Origin of the sequence: Actinomadura sp. 1N219, assembly GCF_044326405.1 — a bacterium.
Lineage (GTDB): Bacteria > Actinomycetota > Actinomycetes > Streptosporangiales > Streptosporangiaceae > Spirillospora.
In genome coordinates this window covers 426,941-452,373 of sequence record NZ_JBIRAY010000001.1, presented here as the reverse complement: position 1 = coordinate 452,373, position 25,433 = coordinate 426,941, and the positions used below count along the sequence as shown (strand labels likewise).

Here is a 25,433-nt window from a genome sequence, read left to right as displayed (position 1 = left end):
TCGAGAGGGCCCCGGACAAAAGTCAACTCATGCGAAAGGCCGGGCCGCACCGGGCCCGAGGGATCGCGGCGGGTGCTACTTGAGGCTTCCGGCGGTCACGCCGCCGACCACCCACCGGTTGAAGACCACGTAGATCACGATCATCGGCAGCGTGATGATCGACAGCGCGGAGAACAGCAGTCCGTAGTCGGTGGAGTGCCGTCCGGTGAAGGCCAGCAGCCCGGCCGGGATCGTCTTCAGCGCGTCGTCCTGGATGTAGAGCAGGGCGAGGAGGAATTCGTTCCAGCTCGTCAGGGCGGAGAAGATCGCGACGGTGGCGAGGCCCGGCTTCAGCAGCGGGACCACGATCATCAGGAAGATCCGCAGGTCCCCGGCGCCGTCGACGCGGGCGGCCTCGAACAGCTCGGCCGGCAGCGCGTCCAGATAGACCTTGAGCAGGTAGGTCGCCAGCGGCAGGCCCATCGCGGTGTAAGGGACGATGAGCGCCCACCGCGTGTCGGTCAGGCCGAGATCGGTGAACATCGTGCTCTGCGCGATGAAGTACGACTGCAGCGGGAGCAGCAGCCCCAGGGCGAGGACGGTCATCAGGGCGCCGCGACCGCGGAAGTCGAACCTGCTGAACGCGTACGCGGCCGCCGATCCCAGGACCAGGATCGCCAGCACCGCGACCGCCGTGACAACGAGGCTGTTCAGCACATACTGGCCGAGCCCGCCGACGTCCCAGGCCGTCTTCCACTGCCCGAGGTCGATGGAGTCCGGCAGCGCGAACGGGTCGGAGAAGATCTCGGAGTTCGACTTGAAGCCGGACAGCGTCATCCAGATCATCGGCAGGAAGAAGACCAGGGCGAGCAGCCCGAAGCAGACGCCGAAGAGCGAACGCGAGACGCGCCGGGCGCGGACGGCGGACGGACGGGCCACCGCCGCCGTGCCGCGCGTCCGGGACGTCGCCGCCGTTCCGTTCATGTCGCCGTCCTTCCGCTCCGGGCGCGCAGGCGCATGAAGACCAGGCCCGCGAGCACGACCACCGCGGTCATCACCACGGCCATCGCCGAGCCGTAGCCGACCTCGCCGTCGGTGAACGCGACGCGGGTGAGGTACGTCGTCGGGATCTCGGTCGCGTTGTACGGCCCGCCGTCGGTGAGGACGTAGAACAGGTCGAAGCTCTGGAACCCGCCCGTCACGCACAGCAGCAGGCACGCCTCGACCGCCCTGCGGATCATCGGGACCTTCACCTGCCAGAAGATCCGCAGCTCGCCGGCGCCGTCCAGGCGGGCCGCCTCGATCACCTCGCCGGGGACCTGCCGCAGCGCGGCGTAGAAGATCGCCATGTAGAAGCCCGCGTACACCCAGCCGGACACGACGCAGACCGCGGCCAGCGCGGTGCCGCTCTCGCCGAGCCACACGTGCTGCAACCCGTCCAGCCCGACCGCGCCGAGGACGGCGTTGACCAGGCCGAAGTCCCCGTTGTAGACGAACGACCACAGCACCGCGACGACCACCATCGGCAGCATCACCGGCGTGAACAGGGCCACCCGGAACCAGGTCGACTCGCCCCTCCGCGCCGCCAGCGCCCCCGCGAGCGCCAGGCCCGCCAGCACCTCCAGGACGATCGTGGCCGCGATGTAGATCGCCACGTGCGCGAAGGAGTCGACGAAGACCGTGTCGCGGAACGCGCGGGTGTAGTTGCCGAAGCCGACGAACTCCATCGGCCCGAAGCCGGACCACTCGGTGAAGCTGAACGCGCCGGTGGCGATCACCGGGCCGAGCACGGCGAAGGCGAACACGAGCAGGGCCGGGGCGGCGAACAGGTAGGGGGTCGCGCGATGGTTCGGCCTCAAGAGGTGCCCGCCTTGCGCGCGGCGTCGGCGAGCGCGTCCCGCGGCTCCTTCTTCCCTCCCAGGACGAGGGAGACCGCCCGGTAGAACGCCTCGGCGCGCTTGGGGTCGTAGCCGGTGTCGGGCGGCTGGACGACGGTCTTCGCGCCCGCGAGGAGGGCGCCGAGCCGGGTGGTGCGCGGGTCGACGGGCGGGCCGCCGGGGGCGGGCTCGGCCGGCGGGACGGTCCCGGCCTCGGTGAAGGCCGCGACGTTGGCGCCGGAGTACAGCAGCGCGAGGAAGTCCGCGGACTCCTTGATCTTCTTGCTCTTCGCGTTGATCACGTAGCCGGTGGCGACGCCGATCACGCTGGACTGGTCGCCCGCGCCGGGCACGGCCGGGAGGTTGACGTAGTCGATCTCCAGCTTGGGAGCCTCCTCGATCGCGGTGCTCACCAGCCAGGAGCCGACCGGGTGCATGGCCGCCTTCTCCTGGAGGAACATCTGCGCGCTCTGGGTGTCGTCGAGCGCGCTGGCGGTGTCGTTGAGGCACTTGTGGTCGCGCAGCTCCGCGACGTGGCCGAGCGCCTCGCTCCACCCGGGGTTGTCGAAGCCCGCCTTGCCCGACAGAACCTGGGTGTACGCGGCCTCGCCGACGACGCGGGAGACCAGATGCGCGGCCCAGTTGCCGACGGGCCACAGGTCCTTGTTGCCGGTGGCGATCGGGGTGATCCCCTTGGACCTCAGGGTGTCGCAGGCGGTGAGCAGCTCGGCCCAGGTTTTCGGCGGCGCCACCCCGGCGCCCGACATGAGCTTGGTGTTGTACCAGAGCACGTTGGTGACGTCGGACGCGAACGGCACCATGACGGTCTTCCCGTCGATCTTCATGAGGTTGTAGGCGGGCTCGTCGATCAGGCCCTTGAGCGGGCCGCCGGTGACGTACGGGCCGACGTCGGCGGCGAAGCCGTCCTTGACGCGGGCGGCGAGCCGGCCGCCGGCCCATTCGAAGTAGATGTCGGGGGCCTTGCGGCCGTTCAGCAGGCTCGGGAGCCCGACCGTCTGGTACAGGTCGTCGTCCTGGAAGTTGAGCTGCACGTCCATGCCGGGGTGCGCCTTCTCGTACTGCTCGGCGACGCCGTTCCAGACCCGGATCTGCGCCTCGCCCGGCGAGGCCATCGCGATCCGCAGGACGTCGTCGTCGGCCCCCTCGCCGCCGCCGTTCCCGCAGGCCGCGAGGATCATCATGGTGGAGGCTGCACCGGCCAGCAGGCCGAGGGTCCGCTTCGGTCGCTTCATGAGGACTCCTTTCGCACGCTCTAGTAAAGAATCTTTATCCGCTCTAGGCAAGAGTCTTTACCAAATTTCTCGGCGGGCGGCGTCCGTTACCCGCGCCGCACGATCGGCCCCGGCGAGCCCGCGAAGGCGGCCCTCAGCCGTTCCTCCGCACCCGATCCGTCGAGGGCCAGCTCGTCGAGGCCGTGGAGCACCGAGCCGACGATCGGCGGCTCGGCCAGGATCCGGAGGTCCGCGTCGACCCCCGACGCGCGGAACCTGGCGGCGACGCGGTCCAGCAGAAGCGGATGGGACGCGGTCAGCACCCCGCCGCCCAGCACCACCGGCACGGGCGTCCGGTCGAAGCCGAGGCGGTCCAGCGCGGCGAGGGCCATCCCGGCCACCTCGTCGCCGAGGCGTTCCACCAGGGACCTCGCGACGGCGTCGCCGCCGTCCGCGATGCCGAACAGCACGGGCACGAGCTCGTGCAGCCGTTCGCCGGGCAGCTCGCCCAGGTGGAACGCGACGCACACCGCGGCGACGTCGGGCAGGCCGAAGTGCGCGGCGACGGCCTGCCGCAGGGCGGTGCGCGGGCCTCGTCCGTCCTCGTCGCGTACCGCCCACCAGAGCACCTCCTCGCCGAGGAACTCGCCACCGCCCCAGTCGCCCGACCGGCGTCCCAGCGCGAGGTAGCGGACGTTCCGTCCATCGGGCGAGCGGGCCACGCAGTTCATCCCCGCCCCGCACACCACCGCCGCCCCGAACGGCAGGCCGGACCCGGTGCGCAGGACCGCGAACGTGTCGTTGTCGACCGTCACCTTCGGCGCCCACCCCTGGGCGGTGATCGCCCTTGTCAGGGTCTCGCGCTCCTGCGGCAGGTCGCAGTTGGCCAGGAAAGCGGTGACGTGGTCGGCGACCGGCCCGGGCGCGGCGGTGCCGACGAGTTCCGCGGCGGCGCGGACGAGGTCCGCCAGCCCGCCGATCGCCTCGTCCAGCCCGGCGCCGTGCGGCTCGAAGCCGCCGCCGCGCACCCAGGCGAGCACGTCGCCGGTCGCCGACACCAGGGCCACGTCCGTCTTGCTGTTGCCTGCGTCAATTGCGAGGACCGCGGGTCGTCGTGCGTGCCGCTTCACGCGGCCCACGGCAGATGCTCGCGGTTGGCGGCAAGCAGCCGGTCCGTCAGGCCGCGGGCCAGGTCGTACTGCCCGACCAGCGGATGGGCGAGCAGCGCCGCCTCCACCCGTGCCCGCCCGCCGTGCAGGGCCGCCGCCAGCGCGAGTTCCTCGTACGCGGTCACATGCGCCATCAGCCCGGCGAACAGCGGTTCGACCGGACGCACCGGAACCGGCACCGGTCCCGACCTGCCGACCGTCGCCGGGACCTCGATCACCGCCGACTCCGGCAGGAACGGCAGCGTCCCGCCGTTGCGCACGTTCACCACCTGCGTGTCGCCGCGGTCTTCGAGCAGCGAGGTGAGCAGCTCGACGGCGGCGGTCGAGTAGTAGGCGCCGCCGCGCTCCTCCAGCAGGGCCGGTTTCTCCGCCAGCTCCGGGTCGGCGTACATCGCGAGCAGCCGCCGTTCGATGGACAGCACCTGCTCCGCCCGGCGCGGCCCGCGCCGCTGCTCGTCCACGACCCGGTCGTGCGCGTAGTAGTAGCGCAGGTAGTAGGACGGGACGGCGCCCAGAGCCCGCATCAGCTCCAACGGCAGCTCGGTCTCCTCGACCAGCTCCCGTCCATCGCCCGCCAGCAGGGACGGCAGGACGTCGACGCCGTCCACCCACGCGGCGCGTTCCCAGGACAGGTGGTTGAGCCCGACGTGCTCCAGTTCCAGCGCGGCGGGGTCGCAGCCGTGCAGCCGGGCGAACAGCCGCTGGAAGCCCATCGCCACGTTGCACAGCCCGACGGCGCGGTGCCCGGCGGACAGGAGCGCGCGGGTGACGATGCCGACCGGGTTGGTGAAGTCGACGATCCACGCCTCGGGCGCCAGCTCGCGCACCCGTCCCGCGATCCGCAGGACGGCCGGGACGGTGCGCAGCGCCTTCGCCAGGCCGCCCGCGCCGGTCGTCTCCTGGCCGACGCAGCCGCACTCCAGCGGCCAGGTCTCGTCGCCGAGCCGGGCGCGCTGGCCGCCGACGCGGAGCTGGAGCAGCACCGCCGTCGCGCCGTCCACGGCGTCGTCGAGATCGGTGGTCCAGCGCACCCGGCCGGGGTGGCCGAGCCGGGCGAACATCCGCCGCGCGAGGCCGCCGACGAGGTCGAGGCGGTCGGCGGCGGGGTCCATCAGGACGAGCTCGCCGACGGGCAGGCCGGCCAGCCCGTCCACGAGTTCGGGGGTGTAGGTGGAGCCCCCGCCGATGACCGCGATCTTCATCGGGCGCGCGGTCAAGAGCGGACCGCCGTCGCCGCCGAGATGCGCCGCGCCGAGAAGCTCCGCCGCGCCAGCCTGGACCCCATGGCCATGGCCCCGACCAGGACGGGCGCGTCCCCGAGACCGGAGACGACCACCTTCGGCGGATGGCGGAGCAGCGCCGCCAGCTCGGTCTCGATCCGCGGCAGGATCTGCGCGCAGGCGAGCCCGATGCCGCCGCCGAGCACGACCAGGCCCACGTCCGCGACCCGGACGATCTCGGCGATCCGGACGGCCGTGCGCCGGGCCTGCTCGACCAGGATCCGCGCGGCGAGCGGGTCGCCGGCGCGGTCCGCGGCGAAGATCGCCTCGGCGGTGACGCGGCCGGGGCGGGTGCCCGCCAGCACCGAGCCGCGCGCCGCCCGGTCGGCGATCCACTCGGCGGCCCAGGCCAGCAGGGCGTCCGCGGAGGGGCTGTCGGGGGCGACGGCCGCGCCGGGGGCGGGGTTGTCCACCTCGCCCGCCGCTCCCCTGCTCCCCCGGTGCGGCCGGCCGCCCAGGATGAGCCCCGCCCCGACCCCGGCGCCGATCGACAGGAACACGAAGTCGGCGACCTCGCGCCCGGCCCCGGACGCGTGCTCGCCGATGGCGGCCAGGTTGATGTCGTTCTCCACCTCGGTCGCGACGCCGAGCGCCTCGCCCAGCTCCGACCTGATCGCCATCCCTTCGAGCGCGGCCCGGTTGCTCTCCCTGATCACGCCCTCCTCGGGGTCGACAACGCCCGGCACGCCCACCACCGCGATTTCGAGCGGCACACCTTCGCCGGTCAGCCGGTCGCGGACGGCGGCGGCCCCGGCCAGCACCGCCTCGGGGGCGGGGTCGTCGATCCGCTCGTCGTAGCGGGCCACGACGGCGCCGCTCAGGTCGCAGACGGCGCCGCGGACGAACCGCGTCCCGATGTCGAGGGCGAGGACGTGCGCGAGGGTGTCCAGCGGCTCGAAGTAGACCGCGCCGTAGTGCATCTCGCCCGCGGGCGGCTCGGTCTCCCGGACGAGCCCGGCGGCGAGCAGCAGGTCGAGCGCGTGCGCGGCGGTCGGCTTGGTCATGCCGGTCCGGCGGCTCACCTCGGCCCGGGAGAGCGGCGGGTCGGCGCGGATGGTCTCCAGGACCATCGAGGCGTTGGTCTCGCGCATCGTCGCGAGCGTCGCGTGCTGGGCCATGGCACCGGATTCTAGTAAAGACTCTTGCCCGAATGCAATAAAGAGACTTTACTGTAGTCGCCAGCCCCGCTCGCCCACCCCGGCCTCCTGGGAGGAAGCCCAGTGTCACGCACCAAGAGCGTCCTGCTCGCCGCAGTGCTCACCGTCACCCTCGGACCGGCCACCATCGGCACCAGCCCCGCGGGCGCCGACACGGTCGTCGCCCCGTTCACCCTCCAGGTCGGCAGCACGATGCCCGCACTACCCGGCAGGGCGGTCGCGCTCGCCGCCGGGCCGGGCGGGACGATCGCCGCCGCGCACACTGCGGGCGTCGCCGTCTGGGACGCCGGCCGCTGGACACAGGTGATCGGCGGGGCCGCCTACAAGGTCGCCTGGCGCGGCGACATGCTGGTCGCGCTCACGGCGAAGGGCCTGCTGACCGCGCGCCGCGACGGCGGCGGCGGGTGGCGCGCCTCGTCCGAGCGGCTCCCCCAGGGCGTGGACGCGGCGACCGCGCTCCTCGCCGGAGGGCCCGATGTGGTCCTCGTCCAGGGCGAGACGCTCTACCGGCAGCGGTCCGGCCGGGCCTGGAAACGCGAGCGTCTGCCTGGCACGGCCGTCGCGCTCGCCCGCGCCAAGGCGGGCACCCTCACCGCCGCCACCACCGGCGGCCTCTTCGAGCAGCGAGACGGGGCCTGGAAGCCGGTGACCCTGGACGGCGGCTGGTCCTCGGCCACGATCACCCACCTCGCCTACGACAGCAAGGACCGGCTCTGGTTCGCCGGCGCGCAGGGCATCGGCGTCCGCGACGGCAAGTGGAAGCTCTACGACCCGTCGAGCGGGCTGCCGCTGCTCGGCTTCACCGCCCTGGCCCCCGGCGCGGACGGCGACGTGTGGCTCGGCACGTCCCGCGGCGCGATCCGCTTCGACGGTGCGAACTGGGAGTACCGCCAGGGCCGCCGCTGGCTGCCCGACGACGCGGTCTCCGCCATCGCCGTGGACGGCAAGGCCAACGCCTACTTCGGCACGGCGGGCGCGGTCGGCCTCATCGAGGCGCGCCGCACGACGCTGGAGCAGAAGGCCGACATCTACGAGCAGGCCATCGACGCCAGGCACAAGCGGACGCAGTACGGGTTCGTCGAGGGCGTCGACCTGGAGAGGCCCGGCGACCTCAGCAGTTACAAGCAGGGCGACAGCGACAACGACGGCCTCTGGACGAGCATGTACGGCGCCGCCGAAGCGTTCCGGTTCGCCGCGTCCAAGGACCCCCGCGCGCGGGAGAACGCCCGCAAGGTGTTCGAGGCGCTGAAGTTCCTCGGCGACGTCACCCAGGGAGGGACGCACCCCGCCCCGCCCGGCTTCATCGCCCGCACGATCCGCAGCACCGCCGACCCCGACCCCAACCTGAACGACAGCCCCGAGCGCGACAAGGAGAAGCAGAAGGGCGACGCCTACTGGAAGATCTCACCCAAGCGGTGGCCGACGAGCGCCGACGGCAAGTGGTACTGGAAGAGCGACACCAGCTCCGACGAGCTGGTCGGCCACTACTTCTTCAACGCGCTCTACTACGACCTGGTCGCCAAGGACGGGGCCGAGAAGGAGGAGGTCGCGTCCGTCATCACCCGGATCACCGACCATCTCCTCGACCACGACCTGTTCCTCGTCGACCACGACGGCAAGCCCACCCGCTGGGGCTTCTTCAACCCGCGCGAGCTCAACGGCAACCCGTGGCGACGCGAGGAGCGCGGGCTCAACAGCCAGATCACGATGACGTTCCTGACGATCGCCGGCCACGTGTCCGGCGACGGCAAGTACGCGGCGGCCAAGAAGAAGCTCATCGACGAGCACGGCTACGAGATGAACACCCTGTCGCCCAAGGTGACGCCCGGGGTCGGCGGCGGCAACCAGTCCGACGACGAGATGGCGTTCATGAACTACTACCACCTGCTCAAGTACGAGGACGAGCCCGCGCTCAAGCGCTCGTGGGCGCGGTCCCTCTACGACTACTGGCAGCTGGAGCAGTACGAGCTGAACCCGTTCTTCAACTTCGTCGCCGGCGTCCACCTCAAGGGCGCGACCTGGACCGACGCCTACGGCCCCGTCGAACTCGACCCGACCGGACCGTGGCTGGCGCAGTCCGTCGACACGCTCAAGCGGTTCCCGATCAACCTGATCAACTGGAAGCAGACCAACACCGGGCGGCTCGACGTCGTCAACCTCGGCCGGCACATCCGGCCGGACGCCGACCCGGCACGGCTCGGCCTCCTGCGCGGCGGGACCGTCCTCCCCGTGGACGAGCGGACGTTCGGCCACTGGAACCACGACCCGTACTCGCTCGACCAGGGCGGATCGGGCAACAAGGAGTACGACGGCACGTCCTACCTCCTGCCCTACTGGATGGGCCGCCACCACGACTTCATCACCGAGAAGTGATCACCACCAGCGACCACCCGCGGCACGGTACGTGAAGAACTGAGAAGGGGGGCCCGTCCGGGCCGCCCTTCTCCGATACGACGCCGCCCATCTCCAAGACGACCCGGAGCAGGGCCGGTGTCAGTGCGCGGTGCGTGGCTCGGCATGTGCCTGGTCGGCGGTCGGCGCGGCGGTGGGCGCCGCCTTTTCGTGTTCGAGGATCAGCAGGGCCATGTAGCCGTGGTCGTGGCCTCGGCGTGCTCACCCAGGCGAGCGCACACGATTCGGCTTGGACGGGCCGTCAGACGCTCAGCGGGACCGGGTGGATCTCGTCGGCGCGGTGGCCTGCACGCTCGTGGACGCGCTGTACGGCGGCCGCGTCGGGAGCCTCCGAGAGGCAGAAAACCGTGCCGGACTCCGGGTCCGCCCAGGCCCGCTCGAAGGAGACGCCTTCCTCACCCTGGAGGGCCAGATCGGCCGCGTGGGCTTCCCTCAACTGGTCGCCAGATATTCCGTTCATCCCATGGTGAACGTCAATGAACTTGGACATTGCCGTCCCTCCCCCGGTTGGAAGCCCGGCTCAAAGCCGGGTTCATCACCAAGACGGACCCCACTTTCATGAACCGATCGCCGCCTCCACTGTATCGCCGCCCTGTCGCTGATCGTCTTGACCCGGCCATGCCCCTTCGCCGAGCTCATCTGATCGGCGCAGGCGGCTATGTGGCGGTGCTCGGCCGGCCGGGCAGGAGCCGTTCGAGCAACTGCGCCGCCGCGACGACGCCGACCGCGGGCGCGTGGTCTCGGCCGGCCTCCCCGGAGACCGCCACCATGGGGCTGCGGGTGCCCCCCGCTTTTAATCCGCAGGTTGTGCATCAGCGTTTCAGTGCCCAATTGTCCATGCCAGCGCTTCGGCAACACGCCGTTACGGGATCGGGAAGCGGGACGGGATGGTTAGGCGGGCGTTGGGTGGGGCGGGGGCTAGAGCCGGTCTGGGGCGGATCCCGTAGGCGGCTCGAACCAGCGCACTGCGGCTTTGCGGGTCACGCGCGTGGCCTCTCACCTCGCCCGCGGCGGACCGCGGGCGTGTGGATTGAGGTTCCCGCCCGTGCGCTTCGTGAGTGCACACGACCGGAGCGGTGGGCCGCGTGCACTTCGATGCCGGACGGACGGCTGCGCACGCTTCTACGTCACGACTCCCGGCCCGCCCGATCAAGGGTGTGCCGCGCCGGAGCAGGCTCGGCTAGGCGGCCCCACGCGGACAGCCGCTTCATCTCTACCCTCAGCCTTCGGGCGACGCGGTGCGGACGTCCGCCCCAATCGTCCTGTCACGGGGTGGTGCCTGAGGAGTGTTGGTTCGCCGCTCGGCGTGGACCGCGCTCATAGGGGGTCGACCCGGTCCCCGGATTGCCCACGAGGCGCGGTTTTCCGGCGCTGAAGGACAGGGCCGTCTGGACGACGCATATCGCCATGAGGACCAATACCGGTGTGGTCCAGGAGTCGGTGACGTCTCGCAGCACGCCGATGGTGAACGGGCCGAGGGCGGCTAGGAGATAGCCGGCGCTCTGCGCCATCGCCGACAGGGTGGCGGTCTCCGTCGCGGTGCGGGTTCGCATGCTGAACAGCGCCAGGGTCAGGGGGAACACGCCGCCGCCGATGCCGATGAGCACCGCCCAGAGCCAGGGGACCGACTCCGGGCTCAGCAGGAGGCCGGCCAGGCCGACGATCTGGACGGCGGTCATCCCCGCGCCGAGGGATCCCTGCCGCCGTAGCCGTGCCGCGAGGACCGGGACGACGAAGTACACCGGGACGCCGACGAGGAGCGCGACGGCCAGGAGCGTGCCGGCCTCGCCGGGCGCGAAGCCGGCGTCGATGTAGATGGTCGGCAGCCAGGCCATGACGACGAAGGCGAGGACGGACTGGGTCGCGAAGAGGAGGGTGACCGCCCAGGCGACGGGGCTGCGCATCATGGCCGCCGCCGGCGCGCGGGATTCGGCCGGTGCGTGGCTCCGGCGCATCTGCGGCAGCCAGATCGCCAGAGCGGCGGCGGCGAGGACGGACCAGACCGCGAGGCCGCCTCGCCAGCCGCCGGCGGCGTCGCCGATCGGCACGGTCGCGGCGGCGCCGATCGCGGCCCCGCCGGACATGGCGGCACTGTAGGCGCCGGTGACCTCGCCGACGCGGGCCGGGAACTCGATCTTGACGATCACGGGGATCAGCACGTTGCCGACGGCGATGCCGGCGCAGGCGACGAAGGTGCCGGCGAGGAGGGTGGCCTCGCCGGCGCCGACGCGGATCAGCTGCCCGGCCAGCAGCAGTCCGAGCGCGAGGCCGAGCCCGGTCTTCGCGCCCATGCGCCGGATGAGCCGGGGCGTCGCGAGGGCGACGCCGCCGAAGCACACGACCGGCAGGGTCGCGGCGGTCGACGTGGCGAGCGTGGACATCGCGAGGTCGGCGCGGGCCTGGTCGAGCACGGCTCCGAGGCTCGTCACCGCGACACGGAGGTTCACGGCGACGAGGACGACGGCGACCAGCACCAGCGCGGCGCGAGCGCGTGCCGCCCTGGTGGCGTGGCCGTACGGGTCGGACGAACGCCCCTTCGCCTCCGGGTGAGGGGGATTCGTGGTCACGTCGCGTCCCGTTCACCGATGTTGCTCGGTGCTGCGCGGAGCGCGGTGTGCGCCTGTGCGGCCTGGCGGCCTCGGGCGGATGCGTCGTCCGGGTTCATCACGCCCCGAGGGCGGGCTGCGGGGCCTGGGCGGAGATGAGCGTGCGCAGCGCGTCGACGGCGGTGGCGAACAGCGGGGCGGCGGAGGGGGCGGTGCCGGTGTCGATGGCGTCCTGGCTCCACATCATCACGACGCTCCCCGTGCGCACCTTGAGGACGGTGCCGACGATGAACACGGCGGCGGTCTCCATCTCCGAGCAGACGGCCCCGCCGCGGCGCCATGCCTCGAAACGCTCGGTCAGTGTGGACGCCAGCGGCATCCGCTCCGGTTCCGTCTCGCCGTAGTAGGAGTCCTTGGTGTGCGCGGGTCCGCACGTGTACGGGACGCCCGCGCGGTCCGCGGCCTCGCGGAGCGCGAGCACCACGTCGATGTCCGCGACCGCAGGGAACTCGACCGGCAGGTATTGCCTGGTGGTGCCCTCGTCGCGGATCGCCGCGGTGAGGACGGCCAGCTCGCCGTTGCGGGTGCCGGGCCGCATCGTGCCCGACACGCCGACCCGGATAATCGTGTCCACTCCGAGCGCGGCCAGTTCCTCCACGGCCAGGGCGGTGGACGGTCCGCCGACGCCGGTGGAGGTCACGATGACCGTCTCGCCGTCCGCCGTGCCGCGCCAGGTCTCGAACTCGCGGTTGCGGACGACGAACTCCGGAGCGTCGAGGAGCGCGGCGATCGAGGCCACCTGGTCGGGGTTGCCGGGCAGGAGGGCGTACCGCCCCACGTCCCGGCTGCGAAGGTGCAGGTGGTGGGCCAGCTTGTCGGTGTTCATCCAGATTCCTCCGTACGTCAATTGCGGCCATACAGTGTCATAACCCGGCTACGTTCGTCACTATTGACATACAGGGACGAGACACCTACGGTTCCGGCACGGCCTGACGACGAGGAGGCAACCGTGCGGCACACGCCGGTGATGGAGTCCGAGCTTCTGGCGTTCATGAACGCCCAGGAGGGCCCCGTGGGGGCGCGGGCCGCCACCCGGCACCTGCGTGGACGCGGCTTCGACGTCAGCGAGTCGACCGTCAGCCGGCTGCTCAACGACCTCGACGAGCGGGCCCTCACCCTGTCCCTGGGAAAGAAGGGGCGGATCCTCACCGAGGAGGGGAGCCGCGTCGCGGCCAACCAGCGGCTGGACAGCCGGCGGGAGTCGTCCTTCGCCGACGCCCTCGCCCTGCGCGACGTCCACGACCTGATCGACCACCTGATCGGGCGGCGGGGGATCGAGCGCGAGGCCGCGCGGGCCGCCGCGCTCCGGGCGCGTCCGGAGGAGCTCACCCGCCTCCGGGAGATGGTCGAGACCGACGGCGAGGCGCGCTGGCGGGAGCGGCTGGCCTTCCACAAGATGATCGGCCAGGCCTCGCACAACAAGCAGATCCAGGCGATCAGCACCACCCTGTTCGACGAGCGCCTCGACCTGCTCGAACGACTGCTCATCATGATCGGAATCAAGCAGGATGCACTGCTTCGGTGGGACCAGGAGCACCGCGACATCGTCGCGAGCATCTCGGACCGGGATGCGGACGGCGCCGAGCGGCTCATGGTCGTGCATCTCGACGGAATGATCCGTGAGACGGAGCACTTCGCCAACAGCGGAAACGCTCACGTCATCCACACGCTGCTCGCGGAAAACGACCTCGCGTAGAGCGCTACCCCCCTATCACCACAGCGATCACGACGACGACTCTTTCGGGAGCACGAAATGACCCACACCTGCACGCCGCCCGGCCTGGGCCGGCGCTCATTCCTCCGGGTCGCCGGGCGGGGCGCGGCCGTGGCCGCGGTCGGCTCGGCCGTCCCCTGGCTGGCCGCATGCGGCTCCAGCGCCGCCGGCGGCAACGGCTCCGGCAAGGGCCGGTTCACGGTGAAGCTCGCCTGGATTCCGAACGCGGAGTACGCGGGAATCTTCGTCGGGGCCGAGGACGGGCTCTACACCAAGCAGGGTCTCGACGTCGAGATCCTGCCGGGCGGGCCGAACTCCGCGGTCGTCCCCATGGTCACGACGGGCCGCGTCGATCTCGGCGTCGAGGCGATCCCGGAGAACGTCGCCACCGCTGTCGCCCGCGGCTCGAAGCTGAAGATCGTCGGGGCCGGGCTGCTGAAGAGCCCCGAGTCCTGGATCTCGCTCGCCGACCGCCCGGTCCGGAACCCGAAGGAAATCGAGGGAAAGAAGCTCGGCATCACCTTGGCCGGGAAGAACACGGCCCTGGTGTTCATGAAGCGCAACGGCGTCGACGTCAGCAAGGTGAAGCTGGTTCCGATCCAGTTCGATCCCGCGCCGCTCGCCGCCCGCGAGGTGGACGCGATCTGGGGATTCGCGTCCAACCAGCCCGTGTCGCTGGCACTGCGCGGGGTCAGGACGCACGTGATGCCGCTGGCCGACTTCGGGTTCAACCGTATGCAGAGCGTCTTCTTCGCGTCCCAGAAGACGCTGGACGACCCCGCCGCCCGCGAGCGCGCCCGCGAGTTCATGACGGCCAGCCGGCTGGGCTGGGAGGCCGCGCTGCGCGACCAGAAGCACGCCGCCGACGTGATCATCAAGAGGTACGGCGCGAAGCTCGGCCTGAAGCTCGACGAGCAGGCCAAGTCGCTCGCCGCCATCGCGCCGTACGTCAAGGGCGACGGGTCAGGGGCCGGGCCCAAGGGGCTGTTCTGGATGTCGGACGCGCTCATCGAGGAGACGATCACGAGCCTGACCAGCATCGGGATCAAGCTCGACCGGTCGCTGTTCACCAACGAGCTGCTCGGGGGATGAGGCCCGCCATGCCGGAGGAGAGAACGCTGCCGGACACCGAGAAGACCCGCGCCGCCTCAGCCGGCGCCCAGACCTCAGAGGGGATTCGCACGAGCGGCCTGAAGAAGACGTTCGCCGGGAAAGGGGCGCCGGTCGAGGCGCTGCGCGAGTTCTCCTTCGAGTCCCGCCGCGGCGAGTTCGTCGGGCTGCTGGGGCCGTCCGGGTGCGGCAAGTCCACGGTCCTGCGGATGCTGGCCGACCTGGAGACACCCACCGCCGGGACTGTCACGGTCCACGGCCGGACACCGCGCGAGCTGCGCGAGGGGAACGGCGTCGGCATCGCGTTCCAGGACGCGGGCCTGCTGCCGTGGCGGAGCGTGGAGGCCAACATCCGGCTCCCGCAGGAGGTGGCCGGTCGCCGCGACGGCGCCGCGGTCGCCGACCTGATCCGGCTCGTCGGCCTCAAGGGATTCGAGAAGGCGCGGCCGTCGCAGCTGTCCGGAGGCATGCGCCAGCGGGTGTCGCTGGCCCGGTCCCTGGTCACCGACCCCGAACTCCTGCTGCTGGACGAGCCGTTCGGGGCCCTGGACGACCTGACCCGGCAGCGGCTCAACTTCGAGCTGCAACGGATCTGGGCCGAACGGGGCACGACCACGGTGCTGGTCACCCATGGCATCGCCGAGGCCGTGCTGCTCTCGGACACCGTCGTCCTGATGTCACCGCGTCCTGGAACGATCCTGGACGTCGTCCGCGTCGACCTGCCCAGGCCGCGCACCCCCGAGATCCTGCAGGACACCGCGTTCCACGCGCTCTGCGACGAGCTGTCGGAGAAGCTGTTCACCAGCCGCGAGAACGGGAACGCTCCATGAACGCCGCCGCCCGGCCTCGCACCGCGCGCCTGGGCGCCCGCCCTCGCATCGCGGGTCTGCGGCACGTCGTCCCGCCGCTTCTGACGGTCGCGGTCCTGGTCATCGTGTGGCAGGTGATGTCGCTCGGCGGGCTCGGGTCGCTGGTGCCGCCGCCCGCCGACGTGCTCGCGCAGATGCGGGACGACGCCGGCTACTACGTGCCGAACGCGAGCGTCACCATGTCGTCGGCGTTGCAGGGGTACCTCTGGGGCAACGGCATAGCGATCGCGCTGGCGCTTTGCACCCTGCCGTTCCCCCGCGTCCAGGCGCTGTTCGAGCGGGTCGCGGTCGGCGCGATCGCGCTGCCGCTCATCGCCATCGCCCCGCTGCTCGCGATCGCCTTCCGCGGCAACATCCCGAGCGTGATCCTCGCCGCCCAGGCCGTGGTCTTCACCACCCTGGTCGCCGCCATCCTCGGCCTGGGCAGCGTCGACCGGACCTCGGTCGACGTGGTGCGCGCCGCCGGCGGCTCGGAGTGGACGGTGATCCGCAAGGTGCGGCTGCCCGCCGCGATCCCGAGCCTCGTCGGCGGCCTCCAGGTCGCGGCGCCCAGCGCCATCCTCGGCGCGATCATCGGGGAGTACATGGGCGGCGAGGAGGGGCTCGGCGTCGCGATGATCCAGGCCCAGGGCGCGTTCGACGTCCCCCGCGCCTGGGGCCTGGCGATCGTGACCTCGCTACTGGCCGCCGTCGCGTTCCTGGTGCTGCCGCTGGTCGTGCGGCTGATCCTGCCGTGGACCCGCTCGGCGGACACCGTCCTGGACGCGCGGGCGGCCCGCCCCGGCCGGCGCGACGCGCGCCGGACCGCCCGGCTGCTGCGCGCCGCCTTCGCCGCGGTCGGGACGCTGGCGGGCGTCGTGCTCGGCTGGTGGCTGCTCGTCCTCGTCGTCCCGGGCGGCACCGAGGTCGCGCGGGGCCCGCTGGAGGTCGCGCCCTACTTCGCCACCGGCGACACCCAGCTGGTCACCGCCTCCGGTGAGGCGGAGGCACCGCTGCCGTACATGCTGTCGTCGCTGCTGCGCACCCTCGGCGACGCCGGCGTCGGCTTCCTGGTCGGGCTGGTCCTGGCGGTGGCGATGGCGGTGGTCGCGCACGAGTTCCCGGTGATCGAGCGGGTGCTGATGCCGATCTCGATCGCCCTCCGGTCGATCCCGATCGTGGCCGCGATGCCGCTGCTCGCGCTCATGTTCGGGCGGGGGATCGTCGCCGTGACGATCCTGATCGCGGTGATGACGTTCTTCCCGATCCTCGTCAACGTCCTGCTCGCGATGAGAGCGGTCCCGCGCAGCGCCGTGGACCTGCTCACCGCCGTCGGAGCCGGGCGCAGGCACCACCTGACGAAGCTCCTCATCCCGTACGCGCTGCCGGCACTGCTGGCCTCGGTCAAGATCGCGCTGCCGCTGTCCATCGGCGCGGCCATGGTCGCGGAATGGCTCGCCACCGGCTACGGGCTGGGCGCCTCCATGACCGTCGCCGCGACCCTGTCGGACTACGACTTCGTGTGGGGCGGGGTCGCCATCGTCCTGCTGGCCTCGCTCATGGCCTACCGCCTCGCCGGTGCGCTGGAGGACATCGCGCTCAGCCGCCTCGAATAACCGCAAAGCACGACCATTCACGATCCCGGACACCGGGACGTATGAGAAGGCGAATCATGTCGAGAATCATCCTGTCCAAGGTCCGTGTGAACGGCGCCGGCGACCCGCAGGTCATCACCGTCGCCGACGGGACGATCCACGCCGTCGGCACCGAGCCGCCGGCCGACCTCGGCCCGGCCGACCACGTCGAAGACCTCACCGGGCAGATCGTCCTGCCGGGCTTCGTCGACGGCCACGCCCACGCCGACAAGAGCCTGTGGGGCGAGCCGTGGGTCCGGCGGACGTCGGAGCCGATCACCATGGAGCAGATGTTCGACGACCAGCTGCGGCAGTGGGCGGAGACCACGACCCCGGTCGTCGCCCGAGCGCGCACCTTCCTCGACATGTGCGTCGCCTACGGCTCGACGTCCATCCGGACCTTCACCGACGTGGCCCCGGAGATCGGCCTCGACGGCGTCCACGGCCTGCTCCAGGTGCGCGAAGAGATGGCCGACCTCGCGGACCTGCAGATCGTCGCGTTCCCCCAGCTCGGCATTCTGCGGAAGCCCGGCACCGCCGAACTGCTCGAACAAGCCCTGCGCGCCGGAGCCGACGCGATCGGCGGGCTCGACCCCGCCGGCGTCGACGGCGACGCGGCACGCCAGCTCGACATCGTCTTCGGCCTCGCCGAGAAGTACCAGGTACCGGTGGACTTCCACGCGCACGAGTCCGGCGAGCTCGGCATCTGGCTCATCGAGCGGATCGCCGAGCGGGTCAAGGCACTGGGCATGCAGGGCAAGGTCAGCCTCTGCGACGTGTTCAGCCTGGCCGAACCGACACCGTCGCAGTTCGAGCGGCTGGCGACGGTGCTCGCCGACGCGGACATCGCCGTCGCCGTCGGCGTCCACGGGCTCCTGCCGGTGCCCGACGTCAAGGCCCTGCACGCGATGGGCGTGCGGATGTGCCTCGGCTCCGACTCCGCCCGCAGCCGCTGGTCGCCGTGGGGCGAAGGCGACATCCTCTCCAGGGCGATGTTCATGGCCTACAAGCGCTACTGGCGCAGGGACGAAGACCTGGAGTTCGCGGTCACCATGGGCACGACCCTGGGCCGCGAGGTCCTGGGCGCCCCGCCGTGCGACCTCAAGCCCGGGGACATCGCCGATCTCGTCGTCCTCCCCGGCGAAGCGATCGGCGAGATCGTCGTCACCCCACCGCAACGAACGCTCGTCATGAAGCGCGGGAAGATCGTCGCCCGCTCCGGAACTCTGGTGCGCCCATGAACGCTTTCGCATTGGCGCGGGCTGCTGCGGATGAGTTGCGCGCTTGCGCGTCGGTGGACTCTTTCGATGTCGCGTTGGTGATGGGTTCTGGCTGGGTCCCGGCGGCCGACGCGCTCGGCTCGCCGTCTACGGATGTGCTGGTCACGGAGTTGCCGGGTTTTGCGCCTCCGGCGGCGGAGGGGCATGCGGGACGGGTGCGGGTGGTGGAGGTCGCCGGGCGCCGCGCTTTGGTGTTCCTGGGCCGGACGCACCTGTATGAGGGGCACGGCGTCGACGCGGTCGTCCATCCGGTCCGGACGGCGCTTGCGGCCGGAGTCGCGACGGTGGTGCTCACCAACGCGGCGGGCGGTCTGCGGCCCGAGCATCAGCGGGTCGGGGAGCCGGTGCTGATCTGCGACCACCTGAACCTGTCGGGCGCCAACCCGCTGACCGGCCCGAACTTCCTGGACCTGACCGAGGCCTACTCCGGGCGGCTCCGGACCCTGGCCAAGGAGGTCGATCCGACGTTGTCGGAGGGGGTGTACGCGGCGTTGCGGGGACCGACGTATGAGACGCCCGCCGAGATCCGGATGCTGCGCACGCTGGGCGCGGACCTGATCGGCATGTCGACCGTCCTGGAAACGATCGAGGCCCGGCGGGGCGGCGCGGACGTGCTGGGGATCTCCCTGGTCACCAACATCGCCGCCGGGCTGGCCGGCGAGCCCCTCGACCACGAAGAGGTCCTGGCCGCCGGCCGCGCGTCCGCCGGGCGGATCGGCGCGCTGCTGGCCACCCTGCTGGCCAAGCTGTGAGCGAAGCTGTGAACGAAGCTGTGAGCGAAGCTGTGAGCGAAGCTGTGAGCGATCTGCGCCGCGCCGCCCAGCAATGGCTCGCCCAGGACCCCGACCCCGCCACCCGCGCCGAACTCCGCGCCATCCTGGACGACGGCGACGACCAGGCCCTGGCCGACCGGTTCGGCGCCCGGCTGGAGTTCGGCACGGCCGGGCTGCGCGGCGAACTGGGCGCCGGGCCGAACCGGATGAACCGGGTGACGGTCATGCGCGCCGCCGCCGGGCTCGCCGCCTGCCTGCCGCCCGGCGGCCGGGTGATCGTCGGGTTCGACGCCCGGCACGGCTCACGACAATTCGCCGACGACACCGCAGCCGTCCTGGCCGGGGCCGGGCTGCGGCCCGAGGTGTTCACCGACCCGGTCCCCACCCCCGTCCTGGCGCATTTCACCCGCGCCCACGGCGACGTGGTCGCCGGGGTGATGGTGACCGCCAGCCACAACCCGCCCCGCGACAACGGCTACAAGGTGTACTGGGCCGACGGCGCGCAGATCGTCCCGCCCACCGACGCGCAGATCTCCGCCGCGATCGACGCCGTCGCCCGCGTGGACGACCTGCCGCTGGGCACCGGCCGGCCCGTCCACCAAAACGCAGACCTCTACCTGGACGCGGTGTCCTCGCTGCGCCTCGGCTCCCCCGACCCGAACCTGTCGATCGTCTACACACCCCTGCACGGCGTCGGCCGCGACGTCCTGCTCGCCGCGTTCGACCGCGCCGGATTCTCCGCCCCCGCCGTCGTCGCCGAGCAGGCCGAACCCGACCCCGACTTCCCCACCGTCGCCTTCCCCAACCCCGAAGAACCCGGCGCGCTCGACCTGGCCCTCGCGCTGGCGCGGGAGCGGGGAGCCGACCTGGTGATCGCCAACGACCCCGACGCCGACCGCTGCGCCGTCGCCGTCCCCAACCCCGGCCCCGACGGGGGCTGGCGGGTGCTGACCGGCGACGAGGTCGGCGGGCTGCTCGCCGAACACATCCTGCGCCACACCACCGGCCACGACCGCCTCATCGCCACCACCATCGTGTCGTCGTCGCTGCTGGCTTCGATCGCGGCCGCGCACGGCGTCCGGTTCGCCGAATCCCTCACCGGCTTCAAATGGATCATGCGCGCCGGCGGCCCGTCCGACCGGCTGGTGTTCGGCTACGAGGAGGCCCTCGGCTACAGCGTCGGCGACGACCACGGGGTCCTGGTCAACGACAAGGACGGCATCACCGCCGCCCTCGCCATCGCCGCCCTCGCCGCCCAAGCCCGCCGCAACGACCGCACCCTCCCCGACCTCCTCGACGACCAGGCCCGCCGATACGGCCTGCACACCACCGCACAACTCTCCATCCGCATGCACGACCCGTCCCAGATCACCACCACAATGACCCGCCTCCGCGCCACACCCCCCACCAACCTGGCCGGACACACGGTCGAATCCATCGACGACCTGCTCCACGCCGGAACGAACGGCCTCCCACCCACCGACGGCCTACGATTCCGCCTGGCCGGAGGCGCACGCATCGTCGTCCGCCCGTCCGGGACCGAACCCAAACTCAAGTGCTACCTAGAGGTCGTCCAACCCGTCGACGGCGACATCGCGACAGCCCGCACACGCGCCGCGGCCGAACTGGACGCCCTCCACGAAGCCGTCTCCGCGGCCCTCAGCTGACCGCCGCCACGACCACGAGCCCCTTTCCCTGTCTACGCCACGATCTGTGGAGGATCCGGTCCCCGCACGTCACGGCGTTCGGCCCGCAGCAGCTCCACAGCCCCACACTCCGCTCACCCCCGACGAGGAGGGGCGGTTCGGCAGCGGGCACCATCAGGGTCTTGTGTGGTCGGATTCGTCAATCCGACCACGCGGGTCATGGCCGCTACGTAATCGCGAAGCGGGACGGGATGGTCAGACGGGCGTTGGACGGGGCGGGGGCTAGAGCCAGTCTGCGGCGGACCCCGTTGGGGGGTACATCCCAAATGGGTGCGTTCGGCCCTTTCCGACGACGCGCGACTCCAGCTCGGCGATTCGCTGGACCTTGGGCTCAGCCGAGGTGGAAGGCGAGCAGTGCGTTGCCGTGTGCGGCGGCGAGGGTGGGGCCGTTGGCGCTGAGTTCCCACTGCCTGTTGGAGACAGGGGTTGTTACGGGGTAATTCCAGACGATGTGCCCCGTCTTGGCGTCCCAGGCATAGAGTCCCGAGCCCGTGGTGCCTGCCACGCCGAGGCAGATCAGCCCGCCGGCGACGACCAGTGGGGCAGTGTCGGGCGCGGGGGTGTTGGCGGACCAGAGACGCCTGCCGGTCCGGGCATCGAGGGCGACAAGTCGTGGGCTGTCCAGGACGTAGGCGTATCCCCCGGCGACTAGGAAGTTTCCTGCCCGGCCGCCAGGTGAGGTCGGCGTGTAGGTCCATCGCTGCCGACCGGTGGACGCGTCCAGGGCGTAGATGGTCGGCCCGTTCAAGTAGACCAGTCCATTGGCCACGGTCACGTTGAGCAAGAGCGCGTCCTTGCCGTCAGGGTCCCTTGCGGCGTTGGGGAGGTCGGCGCTCCAGACCTTCTGGCCGGTGTCGACCGACAGCGCATTGAGAGTGGTGCGAGAAGGACTGCTGAAGACCAGGTCACCGTTACCCGGCACCATGAGCATCGTCTCGCGCGGATTGGACCACCGGACCGCGCCCGTCCTGATGTCGAGCGCGATGTGTCGGCTCTCGCCTTTCTCCTTGGCCGCCTCACCAAGGAGGGTGCGGCCCTGGATGCCGTAGAGAACGGTGTACGACGCCTGCGGCCACTGGCGTATCCAGAGCCGGCGGCCGGTGGCGGGATCCAGGCCGATGATCGTTTGATCCCCGCTGAGGGCCAGCAGTTCGTTGCCCGAAATCATGAGTTCGGGGTACCGATATTTCTCCGGTGCGTTGTAGGTCCATTTGACCGTCTGGGACTCGTCCATGGCGACGACCGTGCCTTCGGAGTTGGCCGTCGTATAGATGAGCGTCTGCCCGGCGGCCATTTCGCCGGTTTGGGACCAGATCTGCCGTCCGGTGGCCAGCGAGTATCCGCGGGAATCGTCCTCGAAGACCTTGCGGGCGGTCGAGATGATCGATCGAGAGCGGACCACGAGAGTGATGTCGTCCTCGTCCTGGATTGAGGTTCGCCACAGCAATTTCGGCGGGGCGAGCCGGTGTCCCTTCGCGTCCTGGGTCGCGGTCAGTGCCGCGGCGGTTCCGCCGCCGATGGCGGCGAGCCCGGCGATGACGACCCCGCCGACCAGCAGCCGTCGCCGGGTGTGGGCGCCGGCGACCGTTCGCAGATCCAGGACGAGGGTGTCCTCCCGCTGCCGCAACTCGTCGGCCACGTCGTCCGGGAGCCAGCCGGTCGTGACCGGCTGGGCGGCCAGCAGCGTCGGCAGCAACTTCGCGGGCGGACGCCGGTCGGGATCCCGGCTGAGGCAGGCGCTCACCAGCTGCGCCAGGGATGCCGGGACGCCGCGCAGGTCGGGTTCCTCGTGCAGGGTCCGATGGATGATCGTGGGGACCGCGTCCCTGCCGAACGGCGGGCGGCCGGTGGCGGCGAAGGCCAGCACGGCGCCGTAGGCGAACACGTCGGCGGCCGGTGTGAGCCGTGTTCCGTGGATCTGCTCGGGGGACATGTAGCCGGGAGAGCCGATGAACTGGCCCTCCGCGGTGAGCGTGGCGGTGTCGGCGGCCTTGCTGATGCCGAAGTCGATGACCTTGGGGCCTTCCTTGGCGAGCAGGATGTTGGCCGGTTTGAGGTCGCGGTGCAGCAGGCCCGCCTCGTGGATGGCGATCAGGGCCTCGCCCAGTCCGGCGCCGAGGGTGCGCAGCAGCGGCTCGGGCATGGGCCCGTACCGCTCGATCGTCTCCTTCAGGCTGAGGCCGTTGACGTACGCGATCGCCAGCCACGGGACGGTGCCGTCGGGTTCGGCCTCGACGACCGGGCTGGTGAACGCGCCGCTGACCCTCTGGGCGGCCCCGACCTCACCCCGGAATCTGGCGCGGAAATCGGGATCTCCGGCGAGCTCGGGTCGCAGGACCTTGATGGCCACCGCCCGTCCCGCCGGGGACGCGCCCAGATAGACCACCCCCATGCCGCCCTCGCCCAGGCGCCGCAGCAGACGGTACCGCCCGATGCGATCGGGATCGCCGGGCTCCAGCGCCGCCGCCGTCATCGCCCCGCCTGGAAGCGGTAGAGCCGCTTGTGGTCGGTCGCGAAGACCGACGAACCGGACACCGCGACTTCCCAGCCGCGCTGCGTGTCCGCCGGCCCGTGGTGCGCCCACAGTTTCCGGCCATCGGTCCCGGCGACGAGAATGCCCTGGGACGGGCCTGCCGGGTCGTTGAAGGCGGCCGCGACGAGCCCGCCGGTCGCCGCGACGAGCCCGCCGGTCGCCGCGACGAGCCCGCCGGTCGCCGCGACGAGCCCGCCGGTCGCCGCGACGAGGCCGTCGGTCGCCGCGATGTGTCCCCGGTCGTCGGCGAACGGTTCTGGACCGGCCAGCGTCCACCGGGCGGCGCCGGTCGCCTGGTCGTAGGCCTGGAGAACCTCGTCCTTGAAGATCACGTTGGCGCCTGCGGGAATGACTGTGTCGAATTGCTTGTCGGTGTCTCGCGACCACACGGGCCTCCCGGTGGCGGTGTCGACCGCCTGGAGGGTGTCGCCGAAGTTGCCGAACACCCGACCGCCGGCAACCGAGATGTCCAGGCTCGCCCTGTCCCGGTCGCCGCCGCTCTCGGGCCAGGCGCGGACCCAGCGCTCGCGGCCCGAGACGGGGTCGAGCGCGGTGAGGGAAGGCTCGGTACTGAGGTAGAGGCTGGACTGGTCGACCGCCCCGGAGGTCAACCCTTCGCCGGAGCGGTGCCACCGAATCTCGCCGCTGGTCAGATCCAGCGCCCAGACGTCCCTACTCGAACGCACGATGACCGTGTCGCCGACCACACCGATGACGGACGAGGGGTTGACGTCGCGCGGCCTCGGTAGGTTCGTGGCCCTGCCGGTCGGAGCATCGACCATCGTGATCGTCTGGTCCTCGAAGTCGCCGACCACGCCGCCGAGGACGACGAACGTCGATCCGCGGGCGAGGTTGCCCGAATACTCGGCGTTGGCTTTGTCCTTCGTCCACAGTTGCCGCCCGGAGCCGGCATCCACCCCGTACATCTCCTGTTCGCCGCCCCACAGCACGACACCGTCCGCCACCAGCACCATCGACGTCCCGGTGACAGGCCGAGGCGGGGTGAACCTCCACGCGGGCGGGGGCGCCGCGGCGAGGGCGGTGGCGCGGGGAGCGGGCCTGGCGGGCTTGGATCTCCCGCGGGTCAGCACCCAGCCCGTCGTCCCCGCGCCGATGCCGGCTAGGGCGACCGCACCAGCCAGTCCCAGGAACCGGCGTCGCCCGACCCTGCCCGCCTCCGTGTCATCGACCCGCAGCGGCGGTGGGGGCGTGACCGGCTCCGACGCCGCCCTGGTCGCCTCGGCCTCCCTGGCCGCCACCTCCTGACGCAGCGCGGGTGAGTTCAGTGCCTGGGGATCGGCGGGGGTCAGTGCGGCGAGCACGGACTCCAGGGCAGGACGTTCGGCCGGATCCTTGGCCAGGCAGGCGGCCAGCAGTTCACGCAATGACGCGGGCACGCCGTCGAGGCACGGCTCTTCGTACATGACCTCATAGAGCACTCTGGACGGGTCCCGCTCGCCGAACGGCTTGGCCCCCGAGGCCGCGTAGACCAGCACACCCGCCAGCGAGAACACGTCCGCCGCGGGCCCGGCGTCCCTGCTTCCGGCGATCTGCTCGGGAGCCATGTAGGCCAGCGTGCCGATCATGGCGCCGGTGCGGGTGAGCCGCGTGTCGTCGGTGACCTTGGCGATCCCGAAGTCGATGATCTTGGGACCGTCCTCGGCCAGCAGGATGTTGCCGGGCTTCAGATCGCGGTGCACCAGGCCGACCCCGTGGATCGCTCGCAGCGCTTCCGCCAGTCCCGCGCCCAGAGCCCGGACGGCGGACTCGGGCAACGTTCCGACGCTCGCGAGGGCCTCGCCCAGCGTGGGCGCGGGGACGTAGCCGGCGGCGAACCAGGGCTGTGGCGCGTCGGCGTCTGAGTCCAGCACCGGGGCCGTGTAAAACCCACTCACCTTGCTCGCGGCAGCGACCTCGCGACGAAATCGCTCCCGGAAGGCCGCGTCGTCGGCGAACTCCCGCCGGATGAGCTTCAGTGCGGCCAGCCGGGCGCCCGGCGATCGGGCGAGAAAGACGACCCCCATCCCGCCCGCGCCGAGCCGGGCGAGAATCCGGTACGGCCCGACCCACACAGGGTCCCCCGGTTGCAACGCCCGCACGCCCACCCCCACTCCAAATGAACA

General features: G+C 71.5%; 19 protein-coding genes. 8 read left to right on the top strand and 11 right to left on the bottom strand.

Going from position 1 to position 25,433, the window contains the following annotated elements:
* Positions 1 to 75 precede the first annotated feature (75 nt).
* The 6 genes from ACH35V_RS02030 to ACH35V_RS02005 form a co-directional block, all read right to left on the bottom strand.
* Positions 76 to 963: a carbohydrate ABC transporter permease gene (locus ACH35V_RS02030; RefSeq protein ID WP_395969762.1), complete on the bottom strand. Its 888-nt coding sequence runs from the start codon at positions 961 to 963 to the stop codon at positions 76 to 78.
* A complete protein-coding gene (locus ACH35V_RS02025) occupies positions 960 to 1,838 on the bottom strand; it encodes a carbohydrate ABC transporter permease (RefSeq protein WP_395969761.1) in 879 nt (292 codons plus the stop codon). Before ACH35V_RS02025 ends, ACH35V_RS02030 begins: the two co-directional genes overlap by 4 nt.
* On the bottom strand, positions 1,835 to 3,109 hold the full coding sequence (locus ACH35V_RS02020) for an ABC transporter substrate-binding protein (RefSeq protein WP_395969760.1): 1,275 nt from the start codon (positions 3,107 to 3,109) through the stop codon (positions 1,835 to 1,837). The genes ACH35V_RS02025 and ACH35V_RS02020 overlap by 4 nt, the downstream gene beginning before the upstream one ends.
* Before the next feature lie 86 nt (positions 3,110 to 3,195).
* A complete protein-coding gene (locus tag ACH35V_RS02015) occupies positions 3,196 to 4,155 on the bottom strand; it encodes an N-acetylglucosamine kinase (RefSeq protein ID WP_395969759.1) in 960 nt (319 codons plus the stop codon).
* A gap of 59 nt (positions 4,156 to 4,214) precedes the next feature.
* Positions 4,215 to 5,459, bottom strand: a complete 1,245-nt coding sequence (locus ACH35V_RS02010; protein WP_395969758.1) for a 6-phospho-beta-glucosidase — start codon at positions 5,457 to 5,459, stop codon at positions 4,215 to 4,217.
* An 11-nt stretch (positions 5,460 to 5,470) separates the two neighbouring features.
* On the bottom strand, positions 5,471 to 6,655 hold the full coding sequence (locus ACH35V_RS02005) for an ROK family protein (protein WP_395969757.1): 1,185 nt from the start codon (positions 6,653 to 6,655) through the stop codon (positions 5,471 to 5,473).
* A 102-nt stretch (positions 6,656 to 6,757) separates the two neighbouring features.
* Here ACH35V_RS02005 and ACH35V_RS02000 point away from each other — a divergent pair, with 102 nt between their 5' ends.
* Complete coding sequence (locus ACH35V_RS02000) at positions 6,758 to 9,067, top strand: hypothetical protein (RefSeq protein ID WP_395969756.1); 2,310 nt, start codon at positions 6,758 to 6,760, stop codon at positions 9,065 to 9,067.
* Positions 9,068 to 9,347: 280 nt separating this feature from the next.
* Here ACH35V_RS02000 and ACH35V_RS01995 read toward each other — a convergent pair whose 3' ends face one another.
* The 3 genes from ACH35V_RS01995 to ACH35V_RS01985 form a co-directional block, all read right to left on the bottom strand.
* The gene (locus tag ACH35V_RS01995; protein WP_395969755.1) at positions 9,348 to 9,596 is read right to left on the bottom strand and encodes an SCO4226 family nickel-binding protein; all 249 of its coding nucleotides are present in this window, start codon (positions 9,594 to 9,596) and stop codon (positions 9,348 to 9,350) included.
* 775 nt (positions 9,597 to 10,371) lie between these two features.
* Positions 10,372 to 11,673, bottom strand: a complete 1,302-nt coding sequence (locus tag ACH35V_RS01990) for an MFS transporter (RefSeq protein ID WP_395969754.1) — start codon at positions 11,671 to 11,673, stop codon at positions 10,372 to 10,374.
* A gap of 97 nt (positions 11,674 to 11,770) precedes the next feature.
* Entirely contained in the window at positions 11,771 to 12,538 is a 768-nt protein-coding gene (locus ACH35V_RS01985; protein ID WP_395969753.1) for a nucleoside phosphorylase, read from the bottom strand.
* 123 nt (positions 12,539 to 12,661) lie between these two features.
* Here ACH35V_RS01985 and ACH35V_RS01980 point away from each other — a divergent pair, with 123 nt between their 5' ends.
* Genes ACH35V_RS01980 through ACH35V_RS01950 form a run of 7 tightly spaced genes read left to right on the top strand, consistent with a single transcriptional unit; the run spans position 12,662 to position 20,738 of the window.
* Positions 12,662 to 13,408, top strand: coding sequence for an FCD domain-containing protein (locus ACH35V_RS01980; RefSeq protein WP_395969752.1), 747 nt, complete (start codon positions 12,662 to 12,664; stop codon positions 13,406 to 13,408).
* 57 nt (positions 13,409 to 13,465) lie between these two features.
* Entirely contained in the window at positions 13,466 to 14,518 is a 1,053-nt protein-coding gene (locus tag ACH35V_RS01975) for an ABC transporter substrate-binding protein (protein ID WP_395969751.1), read from the top strand.
* 8 nt (positions 14,519 to 14,526) lie between these two features.
* Complete coding sequence (locus tag ACH35V_RS01970; protein WP_395969750.1) at positions 14,527 to 15,366, top strand: ABC transporter ATP-binding protein; 840 nt, start codon at positions 14,527 to 14,529, stop codon at positions 15,364 to 15,366.
* On the top strand, positions 15,363 to 17,000 hold the full coding sequence (locus ACH35V_RS01965; protein ID WP_395969749.1) for an ABC transporter permease: 1,638 nt from the start codon (positions 15,363 to 15,365) through the stop codon (positions 16,998 to 17,000). The genes ACH35V_RS01970 and ACH35V_RS01965 overlap by 4 nt, the downstream gene beginning before the upstream one ends.
* Before the next feature lie 56 nt (positions 17,001 to 17,056).
* Positions 17,057 to 18,259: an amidohydrolase gene (locus ACH35V_RS01960; protein ID WP_395969748.1), complete on the top strand. Its 1,203-nt coding sequence runs from the start codon at positions 17,057 to 17,059 to the stop codon at positions 18,257 to 18,259.
* Entirely contained in the window at positions 18,256 to 19,050 is a 795-nt protein-coding gene (locus ACH35V_RS01955) for a purine-nucleoside phosphorylase (protein WP_395969747.1), read from the top strand. Before ACH35V_RS01960 ends, ACH35V_RS01955 begins: the two co-directional genes overlap by 4 nt.
* Positions 19,051 to 19,082: 32 nt before the next feature.
* Positions 19,083 to 20,738 (top strand): phospho-sugar mutase, encoded by a 1,656-nt coding sequence (locus tag ACH35V_RS01950; RefSeq protein WP_395969746.1) that lies wholly within the window; start codon positions 19,083 to 19,085, stop codon positions 20,736 to 20,738.
* Between the two features lie 370 nt (positions 20,739 to 21,108).
* Here ACH35V_RS01950 and ACH35V_RS01945 read toward each other — a convergent pair whose 3' ends face one another.
* Entirely contained in the window at positions 21,109 to 23,250 is a 2,142-nt protein-coding gene (locus tag ACH35V_RS01945; protein ID WP_395969745.1) for a PQQ-binding-like beta-propeller repeat protein, read from the bottom strand.
* A complete protein-coding gene (locus tag ACH35V_RS01940; protein WP_395969744.1) occupies positions 23,247 to 25,409 on the bottom strand; it encodes a PQQ-binding-like beta-propeller repeat protein in 2,163 nt (720 codons plus the stop codon). Before ACH35V_RS01940 ends, ACH35V_RS01945 begins: the two co-directional genes overlap by 4 nt.
* Positions 25,410 to 25,433 lie beyond the last annotated feature (24 nt).